Here is a 22,324-nt window from a genome sequence, read left to right as displayed (position 1 = left end):
GGGGAGATCAGGTGGGTGGAGGAACGGACCGACTGGACGGACGGATCGCCGTGGTCACCGGGGCGGCACGGGGGATCGAGGCGGGCGGCGGCCGTCGCGCTGGCCCGTGCCGGCGCCGACGTCGTCGGCGTCGACATCGCGGCGCCCGTGAGCGGAATCCTCGAGTATCCGCCGGCGAGCGGGGCGGATCTGGACGAGACCGGCCGGCAGGTCGTGGCGCAGGGGCGGCGTTGGCTCGGCGCGACCGCCGACCAGCGGGACATCGGCCAGGTGCGGGCGGTCGCCGAGCGGGTCCGGGACGACTGGGGCGGGGTGGACGTCGTCTTCGCCAACGCCGGCATCCAGGGGCTCCGGCCGCTGCTAAAGATGTCCGACGCGGACTGGCACGACCAGATCGACGTGAACCTGACCGGCACCGCCAACGTGCTGCGGGTCTTCGCGCCGCTGCTGGTGAGCCGGGGCGGCGGCCGGATCATCGTCACCTCCTCGACACAGGGCCAGCACGGCATGAAGGCCGGCGCGGCGTACTCGGCGTCGAAGTGGGGGATCATCGGGCTCATGAAGTCGGCGGCGCTGGAGCTGGGCGCGCACGGCATCACCGTGAACGCCGTGATCCCGGGGCTGGTCGACACGGCGCTGACCCGGCACCGCGACCGCTACGCGCAGGCGCTCGGCGAGGCCGGCCGCACCCCGACCGGGGACGTGACCCGGGACGAGCCGGCCGCCGTCGAGGCGCTGCGGGCGCGTACGCCGCTCGGGGTGCCGTGGCTCGCGCCGGAGGACGTCGCCCCGTTGGTGGTCTTCCTCGCCTCGGACGCCGCCCGGATGGTCAGCGGCACGGCGTTCGCCGCCACCGGCGGCGACAGCGCCCACGTGACGGCCTGACCTCACCGCCCACCCGCCGGCCTTTGGTGATCATGAGGTTGACGGCGGAGTGGATCTCCGAACCCGCCGTCAACCTCATGATCAGCGTTAAGGTGGGTTACCAGGTTGTGGGTGGGGGTGGTGGGACCACCGGCGGGCGGTCGTCGCAGGTGATCGTGTTCGGCAACTGCCAGTCGGCCAGCCAGCCGCCGTCGTTGCCGCCGAGGTCGGTGAGGGCGAACTCGGAGCCGGCCGGCGTGAAGTGGAAGGACCCGCAGTTGTTCACCCCGACCGCGCCCACGTGCCGCGCGTCCACGTTCTGGAAGGACGCCGAGCCGGCCGTGCGGGCGCTGACGACCGAGGTGCCGGTGCCGTCGACCCGGATGTCCCGGAAGCGCACGTCGTCGATCGAGTAGAGGTCCTTCACGCCCCACTCGCTCACCAGCATGATCGCGTTGTAGGTGTTGTCCAGGTACGCGTCACCGACCACCTCGATCCGCGCGTCGATGCTGCGGTCGAGGGCGTAGAACCAGATGGCGCCGAGCCCGATCTTCCAGTTCAGCTCCCAGGTGCCGCGCGCGGGCCGTGGTGTTTCCGCTGATACGCAGGAATCCCGTGAAGGGTTCGGCGCCGAACCGGGACCCGACCTGGATGGCGCTGCCCTCACGCACCGGGTCGGCCACGAGGTTGTTCGAGACGGTGGTGTCGGTTCCCCCGTAGATGGCGATCCCGTTGGCCAGCACCGGTGACTGCACGGTGTTGTGGTCGAAGGTGTTGCGCGCGTTCGCCGTCGCCTCCGACCACATGGCGAGGCCGTCGTCGCCGGTGTTGCGGACGAAGGTGTGGGCCACGAGGGAGTCGGTGACCCCGGTGTGGAAGTTCACGGCGTCGGCGATCTGGTCGACGATCATGGTGTTGGTGATCCGGACGTTGCGCATCGGCCCGTCCAGCCAGATGCCCACCTTCGTGTGGCGGATGTGCAGCCCGTCGATCGTCGAGTCGCTGAGCGCCCCGCCGATCCCGTTGACCTGGTCGGTGTCGATCCGCTCCCGCACGTCGCCCTCGATGGCGAAGCCGGAGAGGTGGACGTCGCGGCTGCCGCCGACGGCGGCGTCCCGGCCGTAGAAGCCAACGCCGGTGTGCACCGAGCCGTCCGGCGTCGGGGTGGGAAGGGCGACCTCGCGACCCCGGACGATCGTGTACCAGTTGCCGGCGCCCTCGATCGTCACGTCGTCGACGACGATGTGCCGGTTCACCTGGTAGGTGCCCGGCGGCAGGTAGACCGGCAGCCCCGTGCGCCGGGCGACCGTGATGGCACGCTCGATGGCGGGGGCCGAGTCCCGGGCGCCGGTCGGGTCGGCGCCGAAGGCCAGCACGTTCGCGGCGAGCAGCCGGACGCGCGGCGGGGCCACCAGCTCGGAGTCGAGCAGGTCCACGATCGTCCAGGCGGCGTTCGTCCGGGCCGGCGCGGTGAGCCGGATCCGGTCCCCGGCCCGGTACGTGCGGCCGAGCAGCAGCCGCTGCTCGTCGTAGAAGTGGCTGGGCCGGAAGGGCTTCGCGATCGTGGGGTACGGGGTGGTGGCCGCGGGCACGCACGAGCACTCGGTGATCCACCAGTCCGGGTGCAGCAGGTCGGCGCCCGGGTCGTTGCTGAACGGGTACTGGTTGTAGAGCCACGCGTACTGCGAGGTCAGCGTCATGGTGCGGATCCGCTTGCCGTTCACCGCGACGTCGAGCGGCGCGCTGATGCCGCCGCCCGTGGGCGCGTCGGGGATGCTGTAGCGCACGGTGATGGCGTTGGCCGTGGCCGGAAGGGTGAACTCGACGTGCTGCCCCGGGGTGAGCCGGACGGCCCGCCGGCCGGAGGCCTCCGACGGCAGGGTGTAGGCGTCGCGGTCGGGCCCGATCACCTCGCCGTCGGTGACGGCGTTCTCCGCCTCCTGTTCGAGGAACCCGACGCGGGCGCCCCGGCCCGCGACCAGCGCGGGGTCGAGGGCCGCCCGGGTCACCACCGGGCGGGCGGCGGCGGTCTCGCGGGCCGTGGCGGCGTCGTGGGCGGCGGCGGCGGCCGGGGCGCCGGCCAGGACGCCGAGCGCGGTGGCCAGCGCCGTCAGTGCGGCGACCACGGCGGGCGGGCGGCGCCGTGGTCGCGTACGCGGCAGGGCCGCGCGGGTGGTCGACGTCATGGGTCAGCTCGTCTCTACTCGGTGGCGGGTGGTGCGGGGCTCAGGCGGTGTAGACCTCGAGCTGGGAGAGCTGCCCGGCGGGCCAGCCGGTGTTGCCGGTGACGTGGACCCGCACGTACCGCACCGGGACGGCGCCCACGGTGAGCGTCACCTGGTTGCCGCTCGCCGGGTCGAACACCCGGCCCGCGGACGCCACGAGCGTGCTCCAGCCGGCCCCGTCGGTGCTGCCCAGCACCGCGAGGGTCTGGGTACGGGTCGACCAGGCCGGCGACGGGGGCAACCGGAGGACGACCCGCCGGACCGCGGTGGGCGCGCCGAGGTCGACCTGCACCCACTGCGGGAACGCGTGGTTGGCGCTCTCCCAGTAGCTGTCCGGGTTGCCGTCGACCACGTTTCCGCTGCCGTACACCTGGGTGTGGCTGCTCTCCGCGGTGGGTCGGCCGCGGGCCAGGTCGGTCTGGGCGGCGGGGGCGGTGGTCGCCGTGACCGCGTTCGACGGCGGCGACACCGTGCCGGCGGTGTCCAGCGCTACCACGGTGAAGGTGTACGCGGTGGCCGGGCTCAGCCCGGTGACGGTGGCCGAGGTGCCGGTGACCGAGGCGGCCGTCCGGCCGCCCTCGCGGACCTGGTAGCCGGCCACGCCGTCGGCGTCGCTGGAGGCGTTCCAGGCCAGCGAGACGCTGGTGGCGGTGCGGCCGGTGACGGTCAGGTTGCCCGGGGGCGTCGGCGGGGTCGGCGTGCCGCCGGCCACGGGTGGCGTCGGGCGGACCGGCGTGAGCGCGAGCTGTCCCTTGAGCATCCGGCCGCCGTCCGCGGTGAGGCGCAGGTAGTAGTCGGCCGAGCAGAACGTCCCGTCCTCGTCGAGCGCCCGGATGCCGGCACCGGCCGGTGTGGTGGCCGCCGTCTCGCTGGTCTTGGCGATCTGGTTGCCCTCGTTGAACTCGTCGAACATCGAGACGTAGAGCCCCTGCGCGCCGAGCCGGACCATGTTGTAGAGGTGCCGCCAGTAGAAGTCGCCGTGCCGGCGGTGCCCGGCCGACAGGTCGCCAGGCATCACGCAGGGCTGGTAGTCGATGCCGTTCGCGGCGCAGTCGGCGAGGTCGGGCACGTTGACGTTGGTGTGGAACCAGTCGAGTCCGTCGAGGGTGCCGGTGCGCCCGACCATCCACGGCGAGATCATGTGGAAGGCCCGGTAGACCGCGCCGAAGCCGGGCCGGGAGTCGTTGATGCCCTGCCGCCAGTAGGTGGGCACGCCGCCGATGACGTAGCAGCCCTGCGCCTTGAACCACTGGACCACCTCGAGGCAGGGCTCGGGCGCGAAGGGCCGGCCGTCGTCGTTGAAGCCGAACCCCCAGATGCACACCACCGGCCGGCCGTTCTGCCGGGCGTACGCGGGAGACGCCGTGTGGGCCGACATCTTGCTCGTCCAGTCCTGCTTGAGCTGCGACTGCATGGCCGTCCAGCCGGTGACGTCGTACGTGATGTAGAACTTGCGCCCGAACCGCTCGGCCGCGCCGCGGACCTTGACCGCCATGGCGTCGCGGGTCGGCCCCTCGTCACCGAACGGGTTGAACCGCTGCAGCGCCGCGGTGTCGCAGCCGTGCTCCTGCATCCAGCGGAAGTGGGTGTCGACGGTCTGCTGGTCGTACGAGGAGAACAGCTGGGCCGGCTGTCCGTTGCCGAGGTTGGGGTACGCCGTCGGGTAGCCGCGGGCGTACTCGCGCATGTCGGGCCAGGAGACGATCGTGGTGTTGGCCGGTGACGGCGGCTGGAAGCGGTCGCGGCTCCAGTGCCACCAGCCGCCGATCGGCGCGCCGTCACCGGGGCAGCTGAACCAGCCCTGGTAACCGACGGTGATCTTGCCTACCACGTCGCCGGGCGGGCTGGCCGCCGCGGCCGGCGCCGGCGCGGGGTCGGGGAGGGCGGCGAGCGCGGATCCCGCCGCGACGGAGCCGATGAGCGTGCGGCGGGTGAGTGCCATGGCAACCGCTCCTTGGTCGAGGAATTGACGGACATCATGCCAGTCGTCGACGTGGGGCAGCAATAGTCAGACTGGAGAATGAAAGATTGCGGCGACAGCACTGTAAGAAATGGATGATGCGACCGCGGCCACCGTGGGGCCCGTAGTGTCGTCCCGGCGGGAACGGTACGGCGGGCCGGGGTGACGCGCGATGGCGATGGCGGCGGAGGGCGGTGCCGAAGCGGCCCGGGCGGCGCGCCGGGATCCCGGCCGCCCCGCCTCCCTGGAACTCCTCTTCGACCTGGTCTACGTCTTCGCGCTGGTCTCGCTCACCAGGGCGTTGGCCGACGACGTGACCTGGACGGGTCTCGCCGGGACGGTGGTGCTGCTCCTCGCCTTCACGCTGATCTGGTCGCTGACCACGTGGTCGGCGGACACGCTCGACACGGGACGCCGGATCGTCCGGTGGCAGCTGCTCGGCGTGGCGATGGCCAGCCTGCTGCTCGCCGCCGCCGCGCCCGACGCGTACGAAGACCGCGGGTTGCTCTTCGCGGTCACCTACCTCGTCCTCCATCTCGGCTCGGGCGCCGCCTACCTGGTCGCCAACCTGCTGGGCGGCCACGACCCCGCCGAACCGCGCCGCAGCGGCCGGATCGTCGCCTGGGAGGCCGTCGCCGGCATCGGCTGGATCGGCGGCGCGCTGGTGGAAGGCCACACCCGGCTGGCGTTCTGGGGGTGCGCGGTCGCCGTCGAGTACACGGCGGCGGTGCTCGGCTGGCCGCTGCCCCGGATCGGGCGCTCCCGGGCGCGGGAGTGGCGACTCACCGGCGAGCGGATGGCCGAGCGGTACCGGCAGTTCGTCATCATCGCGCTCGGTGTGGCGATCCTCGTGACCGGCACGACGTTCAGCCAGCAGCCGTACACGCCGGGCCGGGCCGCCGCGCTGGTGGTGGTGTTCACCACCGTGGTCCTCATGTGGCGGATCTACATCTACCGTGCCGGCGAGCTGCTGACCGAGGCGATCGCCCGGTCGACGAACCCGCCACGGCTCACCCAGTCGGCGGCCTTCACCCACCTCACGATGGTGGCCGGCATCGCGGGCTCGGCGGTCACCAGCCACCTCGTGGTGCTCCGGCCGTTCGGCGACACGCCGCCCCGCTGGGCGGCGCTCATCCTCGGCGCCCCAGCGCTGTTCCTGGTCGGCCGCGGATTGCTCGACTACACCGTCTTCGGTCGGATCTCCCGCTCCCGGGCGGCCGGCGTCGTGCTGCTGGCCGGCGCCGCGCCGGCCTCGTCGCTGCTGCCGCCGGTCCTGCTGGCGCTGCTCGCCATGGCCGTCCTGTTCCTGATCGCCGCCGCGAACCTCGTGAGCACCCGGCTGCACACCCGCGAACCGAGACCTCCGGCGCTGGGCTGACGTGCGCGACCGGAGGCCGACGCGCCTCGCCGCCCGCCGCGCCGCGCGGCCTCAGCGGCTCGGGGCGGGCGCGCGCACCAGCCGCGAGCGGAAGGTCACCGTCTCCCCGACCAGGACGAGCAGCAGTACCGCGTTCGCCACCGCCAGCACCGCCAGCGGCGGAAGCAGGACCATGGCCGGCGCGAGGGCGCCGAGCAGCACGATGCCCAGCACCCGGGACCACAGGACCCGGCCGGTCAGGACGCCGTCGAGCAGGCAGCCACCCAGGAGGTAGAGCGCGGGGCCGCCGAGGATGGCGATCGCCACGGCCGGCGGGGTGGCGCCGAGCGGCGTCTCGATGACCAGGGTGCTGCCCGTCGAGACGAGCAGCACCCCGGCCACCAGGACGAGATGGCTGTACGAGGTCGAGGTGCCGGGACGTACCCGCTCCACCGTCATGAACCCCGCCGACGCCAGGAGCTGCTCCACCCGGTGGAAGTAGAGCCAGAAGAGCAGCACCACGCTGCCGAACGCGACGGCCGAGGCGGCCACCCGGGCCGCCTCGAAGCCGCTGCCGGCCAACCCCGTGCCGACGGACAGGACCAGCTCGCCGAGCGCGATGACGAAAATCTCCCGGTGCCGCTCGGACAGGTGGGGTCCGGTGAAGATCTGGCTGGCCAGCTCGGTGCGTCCCCACCGGGGCGTCGGCCAGCCGACCCGGGCCGAGCCGAGGTCGACCGTCACCGCGAGAGCCCACAGGGCGAGCCGGGCCGTCCCGTCCACGAACACCCCGGCCGCCCACGGGGCCGCGCTGACCACGAACCAGAAGAACACCCGGATGCTGCGCGCCTGGATCGGACGGTTCACGCGGGTGCCGGGGATGAGCACCGCGTCGCGGACGACGTGGATGCCGAAGTACGCGGTGACGAACAGCCAGCCGTAGCCGTCGAACGCCTCGGGCACCGCGATGGCCATGACCAGGGTGCCGAACATGACCGTGAGGACGGTCGCCTGGATGACCGGCAGCCGCGGGTTGAACAGGTCCGTGAGCCAGGCGGTGAGCACCCAGACCCACCAGGCCGCCATCAGCAGGACGGCGGTCTGGCCGGCGCCTCGGAGCGTGAGGTCCTCGGCCAGTCCCGCGGCGAGCCGGGAGAGCATGAAGACGTAGACGAGATCGAAGAACAGCTCCAGGAACGTCGGATGCTCGGGCTCGCCGCGGCGGCGGAGGATGCGGGGGAGCGGACTCGACGTCACCGCGTCTGCCTCCTCTGGTGCGCGGGCGCCGCGACCGGTTCCGGGCCAGCCGCCACACTATCGAGCACCCCGGCGGCGGTGGGCCCGAACCAGCCGGGCCCACCCGGGCGTGGCCCGACACATCGACACGCCGGCGCCTGGCCCGACACGCCGACACGCCGGCGCGCGGGCCGGCCCGCCGGCCGCACGCCGGGCGACAATGCCGGCATGGACGCCGAGGCGGTGACCGCGGAGGCCACCCGGCCGCTGCGCCACCCGGTGCTGGTCCAGCGCTGGCACGACCTCGCCTTCCTGCACTGGGCGGTGGACCCGGCCGACGTGGCGCCGCTGCTGCCGCCCGGCACCCGCCCCGACGTCCTGGGCGGCCGCACGTACGTGGGACTCGTCGCGTTCCGCATGGTGCGGCTCGGGCTGCTCGCCGGCCCGGGCCTGCCCTACCTGGGCTCGTTCGGCGAGACCAACGTCCGCGTGTACAGCGTGGACACGGCCGGCCGACGCGCCGTGGTGTTCCTCTCGCTGGACGCCGCCCGGCTGCTGCCGGTCCTCGCGGCCCGGGTGAGCCTGCGCCTGCCGTACCTGTGGTCGCGGATGCGGGTGCGCCGCGACGGTGACCTGCTCACCTACACCTGCCGCCGGCGCTGGCCCGGCCCGGCGGGGACACGCAGCACCCTGCGCGTGCGGGTGGGTCCCGCGATCGCCGAGCCCAGCCCGCTCGAGCACTTCCTCACGGCCCGCTGGGGCCTGCACACCCGCGCGTACGGGCGCACGCTGCACATGCCCAACGTCCACCCGCGCTGGCCGCTGCACCGGGCCGAGCTCGTGCACCTCGACGACGAGCTGGTCGGGGCGGCCGGGCTCACCCCGCCGGAGTCGGCGCCGGTGAGCGTCCTCTGGTCCCCGGGCGTCGCGGTACGGTTCGGCGCCCCGGTCGCGGTCCACTGATCCGGCGGCCTGCGGGCCGCCGCCGCCGTGCCCGTCGCGGGACCGGTGATTTCGCCGATGCGAGGGCCGGCCGGCACGCCGAAGACTGACGCACGTCGATACATCCCCCACCGCTAGGGAGTGCCCGACGTGTCATCACCGACCGACACCCGTCCCCGTTCCGCCCTCGCCCGCGCCGCCCGCGCGGCGATGGCCGCCGCGCTCGTCGCCGGTGGCCTCCTGGCCGCGCCCGCCGGTGCGGCACAGGCCGCGGACAACCCGTACGAGCGGGGCCCCGCCCCCACCGTCGCGCTGCTGGAAGCCAGCCGCGGCCCGTTCGCCACCGCGTCGCAGAGCGTTTCCTCGCTGAGCGTCACCGGTTTCGGCGGCGGCGTCATCTACTACCCGACCGACACGAGCCAGGGCACCTTCGGTGCCATCGCCATCTCGCCCGGCTACACCGCCGCCTGGTCCAGCATCAGTTGGCTCGGCCCGCGTATCGCCTCGCACGGTTTCGTGGTGATCGGCATCGAGACCAACAGCCGGCTCGACCAGCCCGACAGCCGCGGGCGGCAGCTTCTCGCCGCCCTCGACTACCTCGTCCAGCGCAGCTCGGTGCGTACCCGGATCGACGGCACCCGGCTCGCCGTGGCCGGCCACTCGATGGGCGGCGGCGGCAGCCTGGAGGCGGCCGCGTCCCGGCCGTCGTTGCAGGCGGCCGTGCCACTGGCCCCGTGGAACCTGGACAAGACCTGGAACACGATCCAGGTGCCGACGCTGATCATCGGCGGCGAGTCCGACACCGTGGCGCCGGTCGCCAGCCACTCGGAGCCGTTCTACAACAGCATCCCGGCCTCGGCCGAGAAGGCGTACCTGGAACTCAACGGGGCGAGCCACTTCTTCCCGCAGACGGTCAACACGCCGACCGCGCGGCAGATGGTCGCCTGGCTGAAGCGGTTCGTGGACAACGACACCCGCTACGAGCCGTTCCTCTGCCCGGGGCCGAGCGGCCTCGCCATCGAGGAGTACCGCAACACCTGCCCGAGCGCCTGACGTCAGGGGGCGGGGCGGCCGCGGTGGCGGCCGCCCCGCCCGCGTGCGCGCCGTCGTGGCGTGCCCCGACGGGCCCGCTCCGGCCGTTGCGGGGGGTGGCCGGATCGAAACATTGAAGGTATTGACGGGGAAACCGAGAAACGTACACTGCGAGTGTAAATAACACCCGCCACTACCGAGGGATGGGTGAATGGAGCAAGGGCTCGCGCTGCACCACATCGGGGTGCGCTTCGGAGGCCTCACCGCCCTCGACGACGTCTCGTTGCGGGTGCCACCCGGCCGGGTGGTCGGGGTGATCGGCCCCAACGGCGCCGGCAAGACCACGCTGTTCAACGTCGTCTGCGGCTTCGTCCCGCCGGAGTCCGGCTCGCTCACGCTGGACGGTCGCCCACTGCGCCCGCGCCCGCACCGGCTCACCCGGCTCGGCATCGCCCGCACGCTGCAGGGGACCGGGCTCTTCGCCGGGCTGACCGTGCTGGAGAACGTCATGGCGGGCGCCACGCACACCGCCCGGGCCGGCTTCCTCCCGGCGCTGCTCGGGCTGCCCCGCAGCGACCGCGACGAGGCCCGGTTGCGCCGGCACGCCCTCGACGTCCTCGACAGCCTGGGCATCGCGGCGCATGCCGGCGCCGCGCCCGGCACGCTTCCCTTCGCCGTACGCCAGCGGGTCGCCCTCGCCCGCGCGCTCGCCGCCCGGCCGCGACTGCTCCTGCTCGACGAGCCCGCCGGCGGCCTGGGGGCCGAGGACATCGCCGAACTGGCGGAGCTGATCCGGCAGTTGCCCCGCCGCGACGCCGACCCGTGCGCGGTGCTGCTCGTCGAACACCACATGGACCTCGTGATGGCGGTCTGCGACGAGATCGTCGTGCTCGACTTCGGCCGAGTGATCGCCGCCGGCACCCCGGACGAGGTCCGCGACGACCCGGCGGTCACCGACGCGTACCTCGGCGCCGCCGTCGACGAGGCGGCGGCATGAGCGAGCGCAGCGAGCGAATCGTTCGGCGCAGTGCGGTGGAGCCTCATGTCGTCGCCGACCGGAGGGAGGCGGCGGCATGAGCGAGCGCAGCGAGCGTACCGGCGAGGGGGACCTGCTCGTGGTGCGCGGGCTGGTGGCGGGCTACGGCGCCGCGCCGGTGCTGCACGCCGTCGACCTCACCGTCCCGGCCGGCACGATCGCCGCGGTGGTCGGCGCCAACGGCGCGGGCAAGACCACGCTGCTGCGCGCGATCTCCGGGATGCTGCGCCCCCTGTCCGGCGGGATCCAGCTCGCCGGCGAGGACCTGCGCGGCACGCCGGTGGAGCAGCTCGTGCGGCGCGGCATGGCGCACGTGCCGGAGGGGCGCGGTGTCATCGGTGAGCTGACCGTCGACGAGAACCTGCGCCTCGGCGGGCTGTGGCGGCGGGACCGGGCCGACGCAGCCCGCGCTCTCGACGAGGTCTACGAGCTCTTCGAACCCCTCGCGCGGCGCCGGCGGAACCTCGGCCACCAGCTCTCCGGTGGCGAGCGGCAGATGCTCGCGCTCGGCCGCGCGCTTGTCGGCCGGCCGCGCCTGCTGCTGCTCGACGAGCCGTCGCTCGGCCTGGCGCCGCGGGTGGTCGCCCGCACCATGGCGCTGCTGCGGCAGTTGCGCGACCGCACCGGCCTCACCGTCCTGCTGGTCGAGCAGAACGTCCGCAGCGCGCTCTCGGTCGCCGACCAGGGCGTGGTGATGGCTCTCGGGCGGGTGGTCACCACCGCCCCGGCGGGCGAGCTGCGCGACGACGTCGACCTGCGCCACGCCTACCTCGGTTTCTGACCATCCCGGAGGGAGAACCTTTGGACCGCTTCGTCTTCCTCACCCTGGACGGCCTGTCCCGGGGAGCGGTCTACGCCGCGTTCGCGCTCGCCCTGGTGCTGATCTGGCGGGCCGCGCGCGTCGTCAACTTCGCCCAGGGGGCGATGGCCGTCGCGGCCGCGTACGTTGCGTACAGCGTCTCGGCCGCCACCGGCTCCTACTGGCTGGGCTTCGTGGCCGCCCTCGCGGCCGGGCTCCTGCTGGGCGCGGTGGTCGACCGGGCCGTGATGCGCTACGTCGACCACGCGTCGCCGCTCAACCCGGTGATCGTCGCGCTGGGGCTGGTGCTGCTGATCCAGGCCGTGCTCGGCATGGTCTACGGCAGCGAGTTCCGGCCCGCCGGCACACCGTTCTCCCGGGGCGCGTTCGACGTGGGCGGGCTCGCACTGCTCTCGCCGTACGACCTGTTCGTCTTCGCCACCGTCGGTGTGGTGGTCGTGGCGCTGGCCTGGATCTTCGCCCGCACCGCGGTCGGCCTGCGGATGCGGGCGGCCGCGTTCGCTCCCGAGGTGTCCCGCCTGCTCGGTGTGAACGTCGGCGGCATGCTCACCCTCGGCTGGGCGCTCGCCTCCGGCGTCGGCGCGCTGGCCGCCATGCTGGTCATCCCCACTGAACTCGGGCTGCACCCCAACGCCATGGACCTGGTGTTCGTCTCGTCGTTCACGGGAGCCGTCGTGGGCGGGCTGGACAGTCCACCGGGCGCGGTGGTCGGTGGGCTCGTGGTCGGTCTGCTGCTGTCCTACGTCAGTGGCTACGCCGGCAGCGACCTCACGCCGCTCGCGGTGCTGGTCCTGCTGCTGGCGGTGCTGCTCGTCCGTCCCGGTGGGCTGTTCGCCCCGGTCACGGCGAGGCGGGTGTGAGCGCCACCCGGGCGGCCGCGCCGCCGCAGGACCCCGCCGCCGAGGCGGGTGCGCGACGCCGGATGCCGCGCCTTCGTGGCTTCACCCTGCTGCGACACCTCGCCGTGGTGGCGGTCGCGGGGCTCCTGCTGTTCGGGGTGAGCTACGCCGTCGAGCCGTTCCGCAACTTCCAGCTCGCCACCGTGGCGGCGTACCTCTGCGCGACCGCGGGCCTGACCGTGCTCACCGGGCTCAACGGTCAGCTCTCGCTGGGGCACGGCGCGCTCATGGCGACCGGGGCGTACACCGTGGCCTTCTGCCAGACCGCGTTCTCCGACCGCGGGATCACCGGGCTGTGGCTGCTGCCGGTCTCGCTGGCCGCCGCGGTGATCGCGACGGTGGCGGTCGGCGCGGTCGTCGGCGTGGCCGCGGCCCGGCTACGCGGTCCGTACCTGGCCGGCGTGACCCTGGCGGTCGCCGTCGTGGTGCCGGCGCTGACCGTCACGTTCGACGACGTGTTCAACGGCGAGCAGGGGCTGTCGGTGCCGGTCGAGCCGCCGCCGCTGGCGCTCGGCCCGTACTTCCCGTACGAGCGGTGGCAGCTCTGGGTCGCCGGCGCGGCCACCCTGCTCGCCCTGCTGCTGCTGGCCAACCTGGTCCGCAGCCGGTACGGCCGTACGTTCCGGGCGGTCCGCGACGACGAGGTGGCCGCCCGCCTGGCCGGCATCCACGTCGCCCGCACCCAGGTCCTCGCGTTCGTGGTGAGCGCCGCCACCGCCGGGCTCGGTGGCGCGCTGCTCGCGGTGCTGGCGCAGAGCGTGTCGCCCGGCGCGTTCTCGCTGACCCTGTCGCTCTTCCTGCTCATGGCCGTGGTGATCGGGGGTCTGGGGCGGCTCGCCGGCGCGGTGTGGGGCGCCGTCCTGCTCGTCGTCCTGCCCGACCTCAGTCACTCCGTGACCGAGCAGCTCACCCTGTCGCCGGCGGCGGCGCAGCGGCTGGAGGGCAACCTTCCGCTGGCGATCTTCGGGATCACGCTGATCGTCGTGATGCTCGCCGCGCCCGGCGGCGTGCAGGGCCTGCTGTCCCGGCTCGGCCGTCCGCTGCTCGCCCGGTGGCGGGCCCGCCGGTCCTGAGCCCCGGTCCGGCCTTCCCCCGGGCCGGGCGCCCCACCCCACGAAAACCCCCACCGAGGAAAGGTCGGTGTTTCCCATGCACCGTTCGGCACGACGCGGTCTCGTGATCGCCAGCACCATCGCTCTGCTCATCGGCGCCGCCGCGTGCAGCGGCGACGGCGGTTCCGGCTCCGGCCCCGGGCGCGGGTCCGTGCCCGGTGTCACCGACACCGAGATCGTGGTCGGCACCCACATGCCGCTCACCGGCCCCGCCTCGGCCGGCTACTCGAAGATCGCGCCGGCCACGAAGGCGTACTTCGACTACGTCAACGCCAACGGCGGAGTGCACGGCCGCAAGATCACATACAAGATCATGGACGACGGGTACAACCCGGCCAACACGCAGCAGGTGGTCCGCCAGCTGGTCCTTCAGGACAAGGTGTTCGCGATCCTCAACGGGCTGGGGACGCCCACCCACACCGGCGTGCTGGACTTCCTCAAGACCAACCGCGTGCCCGACCTCTTCGTGGCCTCCGGCAGCCGCAGCTGGGACCAGCCCGACAAGTATCCCGGGACGTTCGGGTTCAACCCGGACTACACGGTGGAGGGCAAGATCCTGGCGAACCACATCAAGACCGCCATGCCCGGGCGCAAGGTCTGCTTCCTCGGGCAGGACGACGACTTCGGCCGGGACAGCCTGGCCGGTGTGGAGAAGGTGCTCGGCGCGGGCGGGGTGGCCGTCAAGCAGACGTACGTCACCAGCAACACCAACGTCGCGCCGCAGATCGGCGCGTTCAAGGCGGCCGGTTGCCAGGTGGTCGTCCTCGCCACGGTGCCCGGGTTCACGGCCCTGTCCATCGGCACGGCGGCCCGGCTCGGCTTCCGTCCCCAGTGGATGGTGTCGAACGTGGGCGCCGACCACCCGACCCTCGCGAAGCAGCTCGGCGACGCCGCGCCGCTGCTGGAGGGCATGATCGGCGCCAACTACCTGCCCATGCAGAACGACAAGGCGAACCCGTGGATCCAGCTCTACACCCGGATCAACAAGGAGTACAACGGGGACGCGCCGTTCGACGGCAACACCGTCTACGGCATGTCGGTCGGCTACCTGTTCGTGCAGGCGCTGCTCGCCGCCGGTAAGGACCTCACCCGGGAGTCGGTCATCGAGGCGGTCAACAAGGGCGGGTTCCAGGGGCCCGGCCTCGCCCCGCTGCGCTTCTCCAAGAGCGACCACTCCGGCTACGGCGGTGAGCGGCTGACCAAGGTGACCGGGGGCGTGCAGAACTACTTCGGCCCGACGTACGAGACCGACGAGGCGGACGCGCCGGTGGCCGAGTACACGGCCGCGCCGGTCCAGCCGCCGGCCAACGGCGTGCCGACCGTCTCCTGACAACCCAACCACCCCCGCCCGCTCCGCCCCCGCGATCGTGCACGTCCTGCCCTGGCACGCCGGTTGGACCGGCACAGACCAAGGGTCACAGGTGCACGATCGTGGATGGGTCGGAGCGGGCGGTGCGTTGACCGGCGTGCGTGGCGCTTCTAGTATCTGCACCGTGAATGCAGATTCTGGGCGGCTCGCGGGCCGGGTCGCACTCGTCACCGGAGCCAGTCGCGGGATCGGGCTGGGCATCGCCCGGCGGCTCGTCGCCGAGGGCGCGCGGGTCGGCCTGACCGCCCGGCGTCCGGAGGCGCTCGCCGAGGCGGTCGCCGCGCTGGGCGGGCCGGCGTCGGCCGTGGCGGTGGCCGGCCGGGCCGACGACGCCGCGCACCGGGCCGAGGCGGTCGGGCGGCTCACTGAGGCGTTCGGCCCGGTCGACGTCCTGGTCAACAACGCCGGCATCAACCCGGCCTACGGCCCGCTGGCCACCCTGGACCTGGCGGCCGCGCGCAAGATCCTCGACGTGAACCTGGTCGGCGCGCTCGGCTGGGTGCAGGAGGTCCACGCGACCGGCATGGCCGAGCGCGGCGGGTGCGTCGTCAACGTGTCCTCGGTCGCCGGCCTCGCCCCGCCGGCGGGCATCGCGTTCTACGGCGTGAGCAAGGCCGCCCTCAACCACCTCACCGCCTGCCTCGCCGTCGAGCTGGCGCCGGCGATCCGCGTCAACGCCGTCGCGCCGGGCGTGGTGAAGACCCGCTTCGCGGCGGCCCTGTACGAGGGGCGGGAGGCCGAGGTGGCCGCCGCGTACCCGCTGGGGCGGCTCGGCGTACCCCAGGACGTGGCCGGCGCGGTGGCGTTCCTCGCCTCGCCCGACGCCGACTGGATCACGGGCCAGACCATCGTCTGCGACGGTGGCGCCACGCTCACCGGCCGGGCCGTCGAATGACGGCCGACGGCCCGCCGCGCGGGTTGGCGCTGGCGGGGGCCGCCGTGGTGGTCACGGGCGGAGGGTCGGGGATCGGGGCCGCGCTCGCCGCCCGGTTCGCGGCCGGCGGCGCCCGCGTGGTGGTCAACGACCTCGACGAGGGCGCGGCGCGAGCCGTGGCCGAGCGCGTCGGCGGGTACGCCTGCCCGGGCGACGCGGCCGACCCGGACGCCGTGGCCGACCTGGTCGCCCGGGCACGCCACCACCTCGGGGGAATCGACCTGTTCTGCGCCAACGCCGGGGTGGCCCCCGGCGGCGGCCCGGACGCCGGCGACGAGGCGTGGGCGCTCGCCTGGCGGGTGAACGTGATGTCGCACGTCCACGCCGTGCGCGAGCTGCTGCCCGACTGGTTGGCGCGCGGGCGCGGCCGGCTCCTGGTGACCGTCTCGGCGGCGGGCCTGCTGACCATGCTCGGCCGGGCACCCTATCCGGTCACCAAGCACGCGGCGCTGGCGCACGCCGAGTGGCTGCGCGCGACCTACGCCCACCGCGGCGTCACCGTCCAGGCGCTCTGCCCGCAGGGGGTCCGCACGCCCATGCTGGCCGGCGCCGACGGGCCCGCCCGGGAGCTGCTCGACGCCACGGCCGTCACCCCCGAGCAGGTGGCCGACAGCGTCGTCGAGGCGCTGGCCGACGACCGGTTCCTGGTGCTGCCCCATCCCGAGGTGGCCACCTGGTACGCCCGCCGCGCCGCCGACCCGGACCGCTGGCTGCGGGCGATGAACCGCATGCAGCGTGAGGTCGAGCGGGGCCGGGATGGGTGAACCGCCCGCCGTCGCGATCCCGCTGATCAGGGCGCGTCTAGACTCGCCGGTGCCGCCGGGTGGGGCGTGGCGGTCGTGAGGGGGCGGAAGCAGATGGGCAGCACCGCGGCGCCGGGCCGCGTCGACGGGCGGACGCTGCGCTCCGAACGCACCCGCGCGGCGATCGTCGAGGCGCACCTCGCGCTCATCTCCGAGGGCGACCTGCGCCCCACCGGGGAGCGGATCGCCGAGCGTGCCGGCGTCTCCCTGCGGACGCTGTGGACGAACTTCAAGGACATGGAGACCCTGTTCGAGGCCAGCGGCGCGGAGGTGCTCCGCCAGCAGGACGCCGCCTACCGGCCGATCTCCCCGGCGTTGCCACTCGGCAGGCGGGTCGACGCGTACTGCCGGCAGCGTGCCCGGCTGCTCCAGCTCATCGCCCCGTCGGCCCGGGCCGCGCAGATGCGCGAGCCGGTCTCCGACCAGCTGCACCGCAACCGGCTCAAGCACATCGACCGGGTGCGCGACGAGGTCGAGGCGCTCTTCGCCGCCGAGCTGGCACACGCCGGGCGGGGCCGCAAGCAGGTGGTCGACGCGATCGTGGCGGCGAGCATGTGGCCGGCCTGGTCGATGCTGCGCGACGGGCTGGGGCTCGGGGTGGACGCGGCCCGTGCCGTGATGGCCCGCACGGTCGGAGCCCTGCTGGCCCAGGTCGCCGAGGGCTGAGCCCGGCGCCCGGTGCGGCGCCAGCAGGGGCCGGAACGGCGGTGGCGGCCGCCTCTTTCCAACGGGTTACCGATAGGTGACACTGAATGCATGGTTACTGCATCAACAGTGCAAATAACCGTGCTGCGGGGCCGGGACGAGGAGTGCCGCGCGATCCGCCGGCTGCTCGCCGACGTGACCGAAAGCGGGGGCGCGCTCGTCCTCCACGGCGAGCCGGGCTCCGGCCGCAGCGCCCTGGTCGCGTACGCCCACCGGCACGCCGGCGAGTGCGCCGTCCTCGCCTCGACCGGCCTCGCTGAGGAGGCGGCGTTGCCGTACGCCGGGCCGCAACGGCTCCTCGACCCGGTGCTGGACCGGACCGGCGAGCTTCCCGGCCCGGAGGCGCGCCTGCTGCGCCGCGCCCTGGCCGGCGACGGCTGCCCCGAGCAGCGCCGGCTGGCGCTCGGCCTGGCCGTGCTGCGGCTGCTCGCCGTGGCCGCGCGTGACCGCCCCCTGCTCTGCACCATGGACGACGTTGACCGGGGCGACCCGCCCACGGCGCAGACGCTCGCGTTCGTCGCCCGGCGGCTGCGCCGGCTGCCCGTGGCCGTGGTGCTGACCGCGGCCACGGCACCCCCCGGCGGGCTGCCGAGTCACCGGCTGCGCCCCCTCGGCGAGTCCGACGGCGCCGCGCTCCTCGCCGACCGGCTCCCGGAGCGGCCCGTCCCGCCGGTGGCCGTGGCGGTGTGCGCCGCCGCCGGCGGCAACCCGCAGGCGCTGGTGGACCTCGCCGCGGTGCTCACCCCCGCCCAGTGCCGCGGGGACGAGCCGCCGCCGGACGCGCCGCCGGCCGACGGCGCGCTGGGACGGGCGTACCGGGCCCGGCTGGAGCAGTTGCCGGCCGACACCCGCCGCGTGCTGCTGCTCGCCGCGCTCGACGAGGACGGGGGACCGGAGCCGCTGATCCGGGCCGCCCGGGCCGATGGGGCCTCGGTCGCGGCGCTCGCCCCGGCCGAGGTGGCCGGGCTGCTCCGGGTCGAGGCACACCGGGTCGCCTTTCCCCATCCGGTCGCCCGGGCCGTGGTCGTCGCGGCCGCGCCGCTCGCCGAGCGCCGGGCCGCGCACCTGCGCCTCGCCGGCGTGCTCGACGGGCCCGACCACCGGCTGGGCCGGGCGCTGCACCTCGCGGCCGCCGCGGCCGGCCCCGATCCGGCGCTCGCCACCGAGCTGGAACGGGCGGCGGTCGCCACCGGCGGCCTCCGCGCCCCGGACGCCCTGGAACGGGCGGCCGAGCTGAGCGACGACCCCGCCCGCGCCGCCGGGAGGCGGGTGGACGCCGCGGCGTACGCCTGGTCCGCCGGCGCGGTGGGGCGGGCCCGGCTGCTCCTCGCCGGCCTGGCCACCGGCCCCGTCCCGGGACCGGCGGCCGGCCGGGCCGAGCTGCTCCGCGGTGAGATCGAGCTGCGCTGCGGCCGGACCGCGGCGGCCGTGCCGGCGCTCCTGGCCGCGGCGGACGGGTTGGCCGGCGCCGACCGGCCGCTGGCCCTCACGGCGCTGGCCCGCGCCGTCGAGGCGCTCTGCTTCTGCGGCGAGCAGTACCGCCACGCCGACCTCGGCCGGCGGGCCCGGGCGCTCGCCCGCCCCGGTGATCCGCCGGCGACCGAGCTGACCAGCGCCTACCTCGCCGGAGTGGCGGCCACCCTGAGTGGCCACCTCGAACAGGCCGGTCCGGCGCTGCGCCGGGCCGTGGTGCTCGGCGGCCAGCTCGCCGGGCCGGCGGCCACACCGGCCGCGCTCTCCTGGGCGGCGTCGGCGGCCCTGCTCGTGGCCGTGGACGGGGCGGCGCACCGGCTCGCCGAGCGCGCCGTCGAGTTGGCCCGCGCCCGGGGTGAGCTGTCCGCGCTGCCCCGGGCACTCGAGCTGCGGGCCATGGCCGAGTACTGGCTGGGGCGGCACGAGGCCGCCGCGGAGAGCTCACGGGAGGGCCTGCGCGTCGCCCGGGCGACCGGCCAGGCCAACGCCGCCGCCGTCCACCTCGGCCTGCTGGCCGTGCTCGCCGCGGTCCGCGCCGACCGGGAGACGTGCCTGGGCCGGCTGCGCGAGATCGGGGAGGGGCCGGCGCCGCAGAGCCGGCCCCGTGCGCTGGCCCAGTGGGCGCTCGCGGTCCTCGACCTGACCGACGGCCGGCACGCCGCCGCCGCGGCGCGGCTGGCCGCCCTGGCCCGGCCCGGCACCGGGCGCGGGCAGGTCCTCGTCCAGGTGATGGCCACCCCGTACCTCGTGGAGGCCGCCGCGCACCTGCCGCACCGGCCGGCGGCGACCGCCGCGCTCGTGGTCTTCGACCGCTGGGCCAGCAGCACGGCCAGCCCGTCGCGGCGCGCCCTGTCGGCCCGCTGCCACGCCCTGCTGGCACCGCGCGGCAGCGCCGAGGCCGAGGAGCGGTTCCGGGTCGCGCTGCGCCTGCACCCGGCGGACGCCGGGTTCGAACGGGCCCGCACGGCGCTGCTCTTCGGCCGGGAGCTGCGCCGGGCGCGCCGACCCCGCGACGCCCGCGCGCACCTGCACGACGCGTGGGAGGCGTTCACCCTGCTGGGCGTGGCCACCTGGGCCGACCAGGCGACCGCCGAGTTGCGGGCGGCCGGCGAGTCGGTGGCCGCCCCCGTCCCGGCCGCCGCGCGTCTGCTCACCGGACAGCAGCTACGGATCGCCCAACTCGTCGCCGAGGGCGCCACCAACCGGGAGGTCGCCGCGCGGATGTTCCTGTCCACCCGGACGGTCGACCACCACCTGCGCAACATCTTCCACCGGCTCGGCATCCGGTCGCGGACCGAGCTGGCCCGCGCGCTCACGTAGTACTCCGGCCGTGGGTGGGAACCGTGCCGACCGCGGGCGCGCGGCCGTGTCGGCCTCCGACGTCCACCGCGGCTTGGAGGCCCCGCGCGGCACATCCTCTACCCGAGCATGAGCATCGCCTCGGTCACCTCGTCGATCGCCGCGTCGGGGATCGCAGTGGCAGCCTCCTCGAGGACGAGCAGCCGCGCCCCGGGGATCTCGCGCGCGATCGCCTCGCCGTTGCCGACGGGGAAGAACCGGTCGCGGCGGCCCTGGACGACGAGCGTGGGGACCTCGATCTCGGGCAGGCGCTCACGCCAGCGTGGTCTGCAGTCGAGCCTGGAGAACACCACGCCCATCTGGTTGGCCATCTGGACCGGTGGCGCGGTGCCGGGCGTACGGTCCCAGATGCGGGCAGCGGTCGCGCACGCGGCGACGGGATCGTCGCCGAGGATCTCCGCGCTGCCGGCGGCGAACCCCGCGACAGCCTCCCGGTCGGTCCAGTCGGGCATCGGCCGCGCGAACAGGCGGCTCATCGTCGCCTGGTCATGGTCGGGGAGGTCGTCGTCGGGCGGGCCAGGGGCAACCGCGCGGGTGCCGACCAGGGTGAGCGCCGAGAACGCGCCCGGATGGTCGAGCACGGCGACCTGGGCGACCATCCCGCCGACGCCGATCCCCGCGAGGTGCGCAGGCCCACCGCCGAGCGCGTCAGCAAGGGCCGCCGCGTCGGCGGCGAGGTCGCGCAACGTGTACGTGGGCGCCTGCGGATCCGTCGTCGTCGACTCCCCGCTGTCGCGCAGGTCGTAGCGCACCACACGGCGCCCGCCGGCGGCGAGGCGCTCGCAGAGCGCGTCGGGCCAGGAGAGCATCGTCGTCCCGCCCGCGAGCAGGACGAGTGGCGCGTCGTCGGCACCGAACGACTCGATGCCCAAGGCGATCCCATTGGCGTTGACAGTGGTCATCGGATCACCGGGAGACGTCGTAGGTCAGGTGCGTCGCGGTCGATGCCGAGATCACGCTCCGCCGCGCCATCGTGCGCGGCGCTCCGCCGGCCGGTTCCCCGAGCGTTGTCCGGCTGTTGTCGGGCCCGGTGACGAAGCCGTCGAGAGAGACCGAGATATCGGCGATGATTCGTGTCATGCCACGGCAGACCCGATCCGCCGCCCAAACTCATCGCTCACATGACGGCGGCTGCGCGGGTCCGGCGGTCAGACCGGCGAACATGACGGCCAGCGTCCGTTGCCGCAGTTCGGGACTCCAGCCACCGATCAGGGCACCTTGACAGGCGCTGACCAGGAGTGCCATCACCTCGTCGACCCGGATGTCCGGACGGATCCCACCCGCGCGTTGACCGCGGCGGAGCAACTCCTGCACGACGCCGGTGAGCGACCCGAGAGCGCCGGTGAGCGGGACCTCGATCCCCTCCGCCGCGAGAAGCCCCACGACGCTCCGGTTGGCCGTGGTCCGCTCCACCAACCGCGTGAAGAACTCCAACAGCGCGGTTCGCGGGTCGCCCTGGGCGACCAGGGCATCGGCGTCGTCGGTGACCTGTTGCAGCAGGCGCTTCATGAGTGCCCGCAGCAGTTCCGCCTTGGTGGGGAAGTGGCGGAACACCGTGCCGATCGCCACGCCCGCCCGCCGGGCCACCTCCTCGGTGGTCCCCTGTGGCCCGTGCTCGGCGAACACCTCGTCGGCGGCCTCCAGAATGCGCCGACGGTTGCGTTGCGCGTCGGCGCGCAAGGGTCGTTCACTGGACAAGATGAGTCACCACTCACTATCGTTCTTCATGAGTCGTAACTCATTTTAAGGAGACGGGTGCCATGGACACCACACCGCGCGAGCTGTTCCAGCGGGTGCAGCACGAGTGGTTCGGCCGAACGGATGCGCTCACGGGCGAACTCCTGGCCGACGACGTCGTCATCGAGGTGCCCTTCGCGCCGCCCGGCCGCCCGAACCGGTTCGACGGCAAGCAGCAGTTCCTCGACTTCGCCAACCCGCAGCGCGCCGCCTTCCCGGTTCGCTTCGACGCCTGTCGCACCATCGCCATCCACGACACGACCGATCCGAACACCATCGTGGTCGAGTACGAGTTGACCGGCACGTCCACCCGGACGCAGCGGCAGGCGACCGCCGCCTTCGTCGTGATCCTGACCGTCCGCGATGGCAGGATCGCCGTCTGGCGCGAGTACCAGAACGCGCTGGCCATCCAGCAGGCTCTGGCCTAGGCACCGGGAAGCGGCTCCTCGCCCGCTCGACCG

At 74.3% G+C, this 22,324-nt stretch carries 19 protein-coding genes and 1 pseudogene; 14 read left to right on the top strand and 6 right to left on the bottom strand.

What is annotated here, in order from left to right; translation table 11 throughout:
• Positions 1 to 15: 15 nt before the first annotated feature.
• Positions 16 to 885: an SDR family NAD(P)-dependent oxidoreductase gene (locus ACSNOA_RS19865; RefSeq protein WP_436660370.1), complete on the top strand. Its 870-nt coding sequence runs from the start codon at positions 16 to 18 to the stop codon at positions 883 to 885.
• Positions 886 to 982: 97 nt separating this feature from the next.
• Here ACSNOA_RS19865 and ACSNOA_RS19860 read toward each other — a convergent pair.
• Together ACSNOA_RS19860 and ACSNOA_RS19855 are read right to left on the bottom strand one after the other, a co-directional pair.
• A pseudogene (locus tag ACSNOA_RS19860) lies at positions 983 to 3,050 on the bottom strand (glycosyl hydrolase family 28-related protein).
• Between the two features lie 40 nt (positions 3,051 to 3,090).
• The gene (locus tag ACSNOA_RS19855; protein WP_436660368.1) at positions 3,091 to 5,031 is read right to left on the bottom strand and encodes a galactose-binding domain-containing protein; all 1,941 of its coding nucleotides are present in this window, start codon (positions 5,029 to 5,031) and stop codon (positions 3,091 to 3,093) included.
• Positions 5,032 to 5,221: 190 nt separating this feature from the next.
• Here ACSNOA_RS19855 and ACSNOA_RS19850 point away from each other — a divergent pair, with 190 nt between their 5' ends.
• Entirely contained in the window at positions 5,222 to 6,427 is a 1,206-nt protein-coding gene (locus ACSNOA_RS19850; protein ID WP_436660367.1) for a low temperature requirement protein A, read from the top strand.
• A gap of 51 nt (positions 6,428 to 6,478) precedes the next feature.
• Here the strand turns inward: ACSNOA_RS19850 and ACSNOA_RS19845 are convergent, their stop codons facing one another.
• Positions 6,479 to 7,663 (bottom strand): low temperature requirement protein A, encoded by a 1,185-nt coding sequence (locus ACSNOA_RS19845; protein WP_436660366.1) that lies wholly within the window; start codon positions 7,661 to 7,663, stop codon positions 6,479 to 6,481.
• Positions 7,664 to 7,870: 207 nt separating this feature from the next.
• On the opposite strand from ACSNOA_RS19845, the gene ACSNOA_RS19840 reads away from it, so the two are divergent.
• The 11 genes from ACSNOA_RS19840 (at position 7,871) to ACSNOA_RS19790 (ending at position 20,087) form a co-directional block, all read left to right on the top strand.
• Positions 7,871 to 8,605, top strand: a complete 735-nt coding sequence (locus tag ACSNOA_RS19840) for a YqjF family protein (protein WP_436660364.1) — start codon at positions 7,871 to 7,873, stop codon at positions 8,603 to 8,605.
• A gap of 189 nt (positions 8,606 to 8,794) precedes the next feature.
• Positions 8,795 to 9,637 carry an alpha/beta hydrolase family protein gene (locus tag ACSNOA_RS19835; protein WP_436662383.1) on the top strand — a complete coding sequence of 281 codons (843 nt, stop codon included), beginning with the start codon at positions 8,795 to 8,797 and terminating at the stop codon, positions 9,635 to 9,637.
• Positions 9,638 to 9,827: 190 nt separating this feature from the next.
• A complete protein-coding gene (locus tag ACSNOA_RS19830) occupies positions 9,828 to 10,613 on the top strand; it encodes an ABC transporter ATP-binding protein (protein WP_436660362.1) in 786 nt (261 codons plus the stop codon).
• A gap of 76 nt (positions 10,614 to 10,689) precedes the next feature.
• Positions 10,690 to 11,433, top strand: coding sequence for an ABC transporter ATP-binding protein (locus ACSNOA_RS19825; RefSeq protein ID WP_436660360.1), 744 nt, complete (start codon positions 10,690 to 10,692; stop codon positions 11,431 to 11,433).
• A gap of 20 nt (positions 11,434 to 11,453) precedes the next feature.
• Positions 11,454 to 12,332, top strand: coding sequence for a branched-chain amino acid ABC transporter permease (locus ACSNOA_RS19820; protein WP_436660359.1), 879 nt, complete (start codon positions 11,454 to 11,456; stop codon positions 12,330 to 12,332).
• Positions 12,329 to 13,444, top strand: a complete 1,116-nt coding sequence (locus ACSNOA_RS19815) for a branched-chain amino acid ABC transporter permease (protein ID WP_436660357.1) — start codon at positions 12,329 to 12,331, stop codon at positions 13,442 to 13,444. The genes ACSNOA_RS19820 and ACSNOA_RS19815 overlap by 4 nt, the downstream gene beginning before the upstream one ends.
• A 76-nt stretch (positions 13,445 to 13,520) precedes the next feature.
• Positions 13,521 to 14,813: an ABC transporter substrate-binding protein gene (locus ACSNOA_RS19810; protein WP_436662382.1), complete on the top strand. Its 1,293-nt coding sequence runs from the start codon at positions 13,521 to 13,523 to the stop codon at positions 14,811 to 14,813.
• Positions 14,814 to 14,976: 163 nt separating this feature from the next.
• A complete protein-coding gene (locus ACSNOA_RS19805; protein ID WP_436660356.1) occupies positions 14,977 to 15,747 on the top strand; it encodes an SDR family oxidoreductase in 771 nt (256 codons plus the stop codon).
• A gap of 23 nt (positions 15,748 to 15,770) precedes the next feature.
• The gene (locus tag ACSNOA_RS19800; RefSeq protein WP_436662381.1) at positions 15,771 to 16,550 is read left to right on the top strand and encodes an SDR family NAD(P)-dependent oxidoreductase; all 780 of its coding nucleotides are present in this window, start codon (positions 15,771 to 15,773) and stop codon (positions 16,548 to 16,550) included.
• Positions 16,551 to 16,643: 93 nt separating this feature from the next.
• The gene (locus ACSNOA_RS19795; RefSeq protein ID WP_436662380.1) at positions 16,644 to 17,255 is read left to right on the top strand and encodes a TetR/AcrR family transcriptional regulator; all 612 of its coding nucleotides are present in this window, start codon (positions 16,644 to 16,646) and stop codon (positions 17,253 to 17,255) included.
• 90 nt (positions 17,256 to 17,345) lie between these two features.
• On the top strand, positions 17,346 to 20,087 hold the full coding sequence (locus ACSNOA_RS19790; protein ID WP_436660354.1) for an AAA family ATPase: 2,742 nt from the start codon (positions 17,346 to 17,348) through the stop codon (positions 20,085 to 20,087).
• Between the two features lie 98 nt (positions 20,088 to 20,185).
• Here ACSNOA_RS19790 and ACSNOA_RS19785 read toward each other — a convergent pair whose 3' ends face one another.
• From ACSNOA_RS19785 to ACSNOA_RS19775, 3 genes are read right to left on the bottom strand one after another with little or no spacing between them, the layout of a single operon-like run.
• The gene (locus ACSNOA_RS19785; protein WP_436660352.1) at positions 20,186 to 21,028 is read right to left on the bottom strand and encodes an alpha/beta fold hydrolase; all 843 of its coding nucleotides are present in this window, start codon (positions 21,026 to 21,028) and stop codon (positions 20,186 to 20,188) included.
• Between the two features lie 4 nt (positions 21,029 to 21,032).
• On the bottom strand, positions 21,033 to 21,206 hold the full coding sequence (locus ACSNOA_RS19780; RefSeq protein WP_436660350.1) for a hypothetical protein: 174 nt from the start codon (positions 21,204 to 21,206) through the stop codon (positions 21,033 to 21,035).
• A gap of 30 nt (positions 21,207 to 21,236) precedes the next feature.
• Positions 21,237 to 21,824 (bottom strand): TetR/AcrR family transcriptional regulator, encoded by a 588-nt coding sequence (locus ACSNOA_RS19775; protein ID WP_436660348.1) that lies wholly within the window; start codon positions 21,822 to 21,824, stop codon positions 21,237 to 21,239.
• A gap of 62 nt (positions 21,825 to 21,886) precedes the next feature.
• Between ACSNOA_RS19775 and ACSNOA_RS19770 the strand changes: the two genes are divergently transcribed.
• Positions 21,887 to 22,291, top strand: coding sequence for a nuclear transport factor 2 family protein (locus tag ACSNOA_RS19770; protein WP_436660346.1), 405 nt, complete (start codon positions 21,887 to 21,889; stop codon positions 22,289 to 22,291).
• The last annotated feature ends 33 nt before the right edge of the window (positions 22,292 to 22,324 follow it).

Origin of the sequence: Micromonospora sp. URMC 103 (assembly GCF_051386435.1) — a bacterium.
Taxonomy (GTDB): domain Bacteria; phylum Actinomycetota; class Actinomycetes; order Mycobacteriales; family Micromonosporaceae; genus Micromonospora.
The sequence above is the reverse complement of the archived record's forward strand: the minus strand, read 5'-3'. Positions and strand labels throughout refer to the sequence as shown.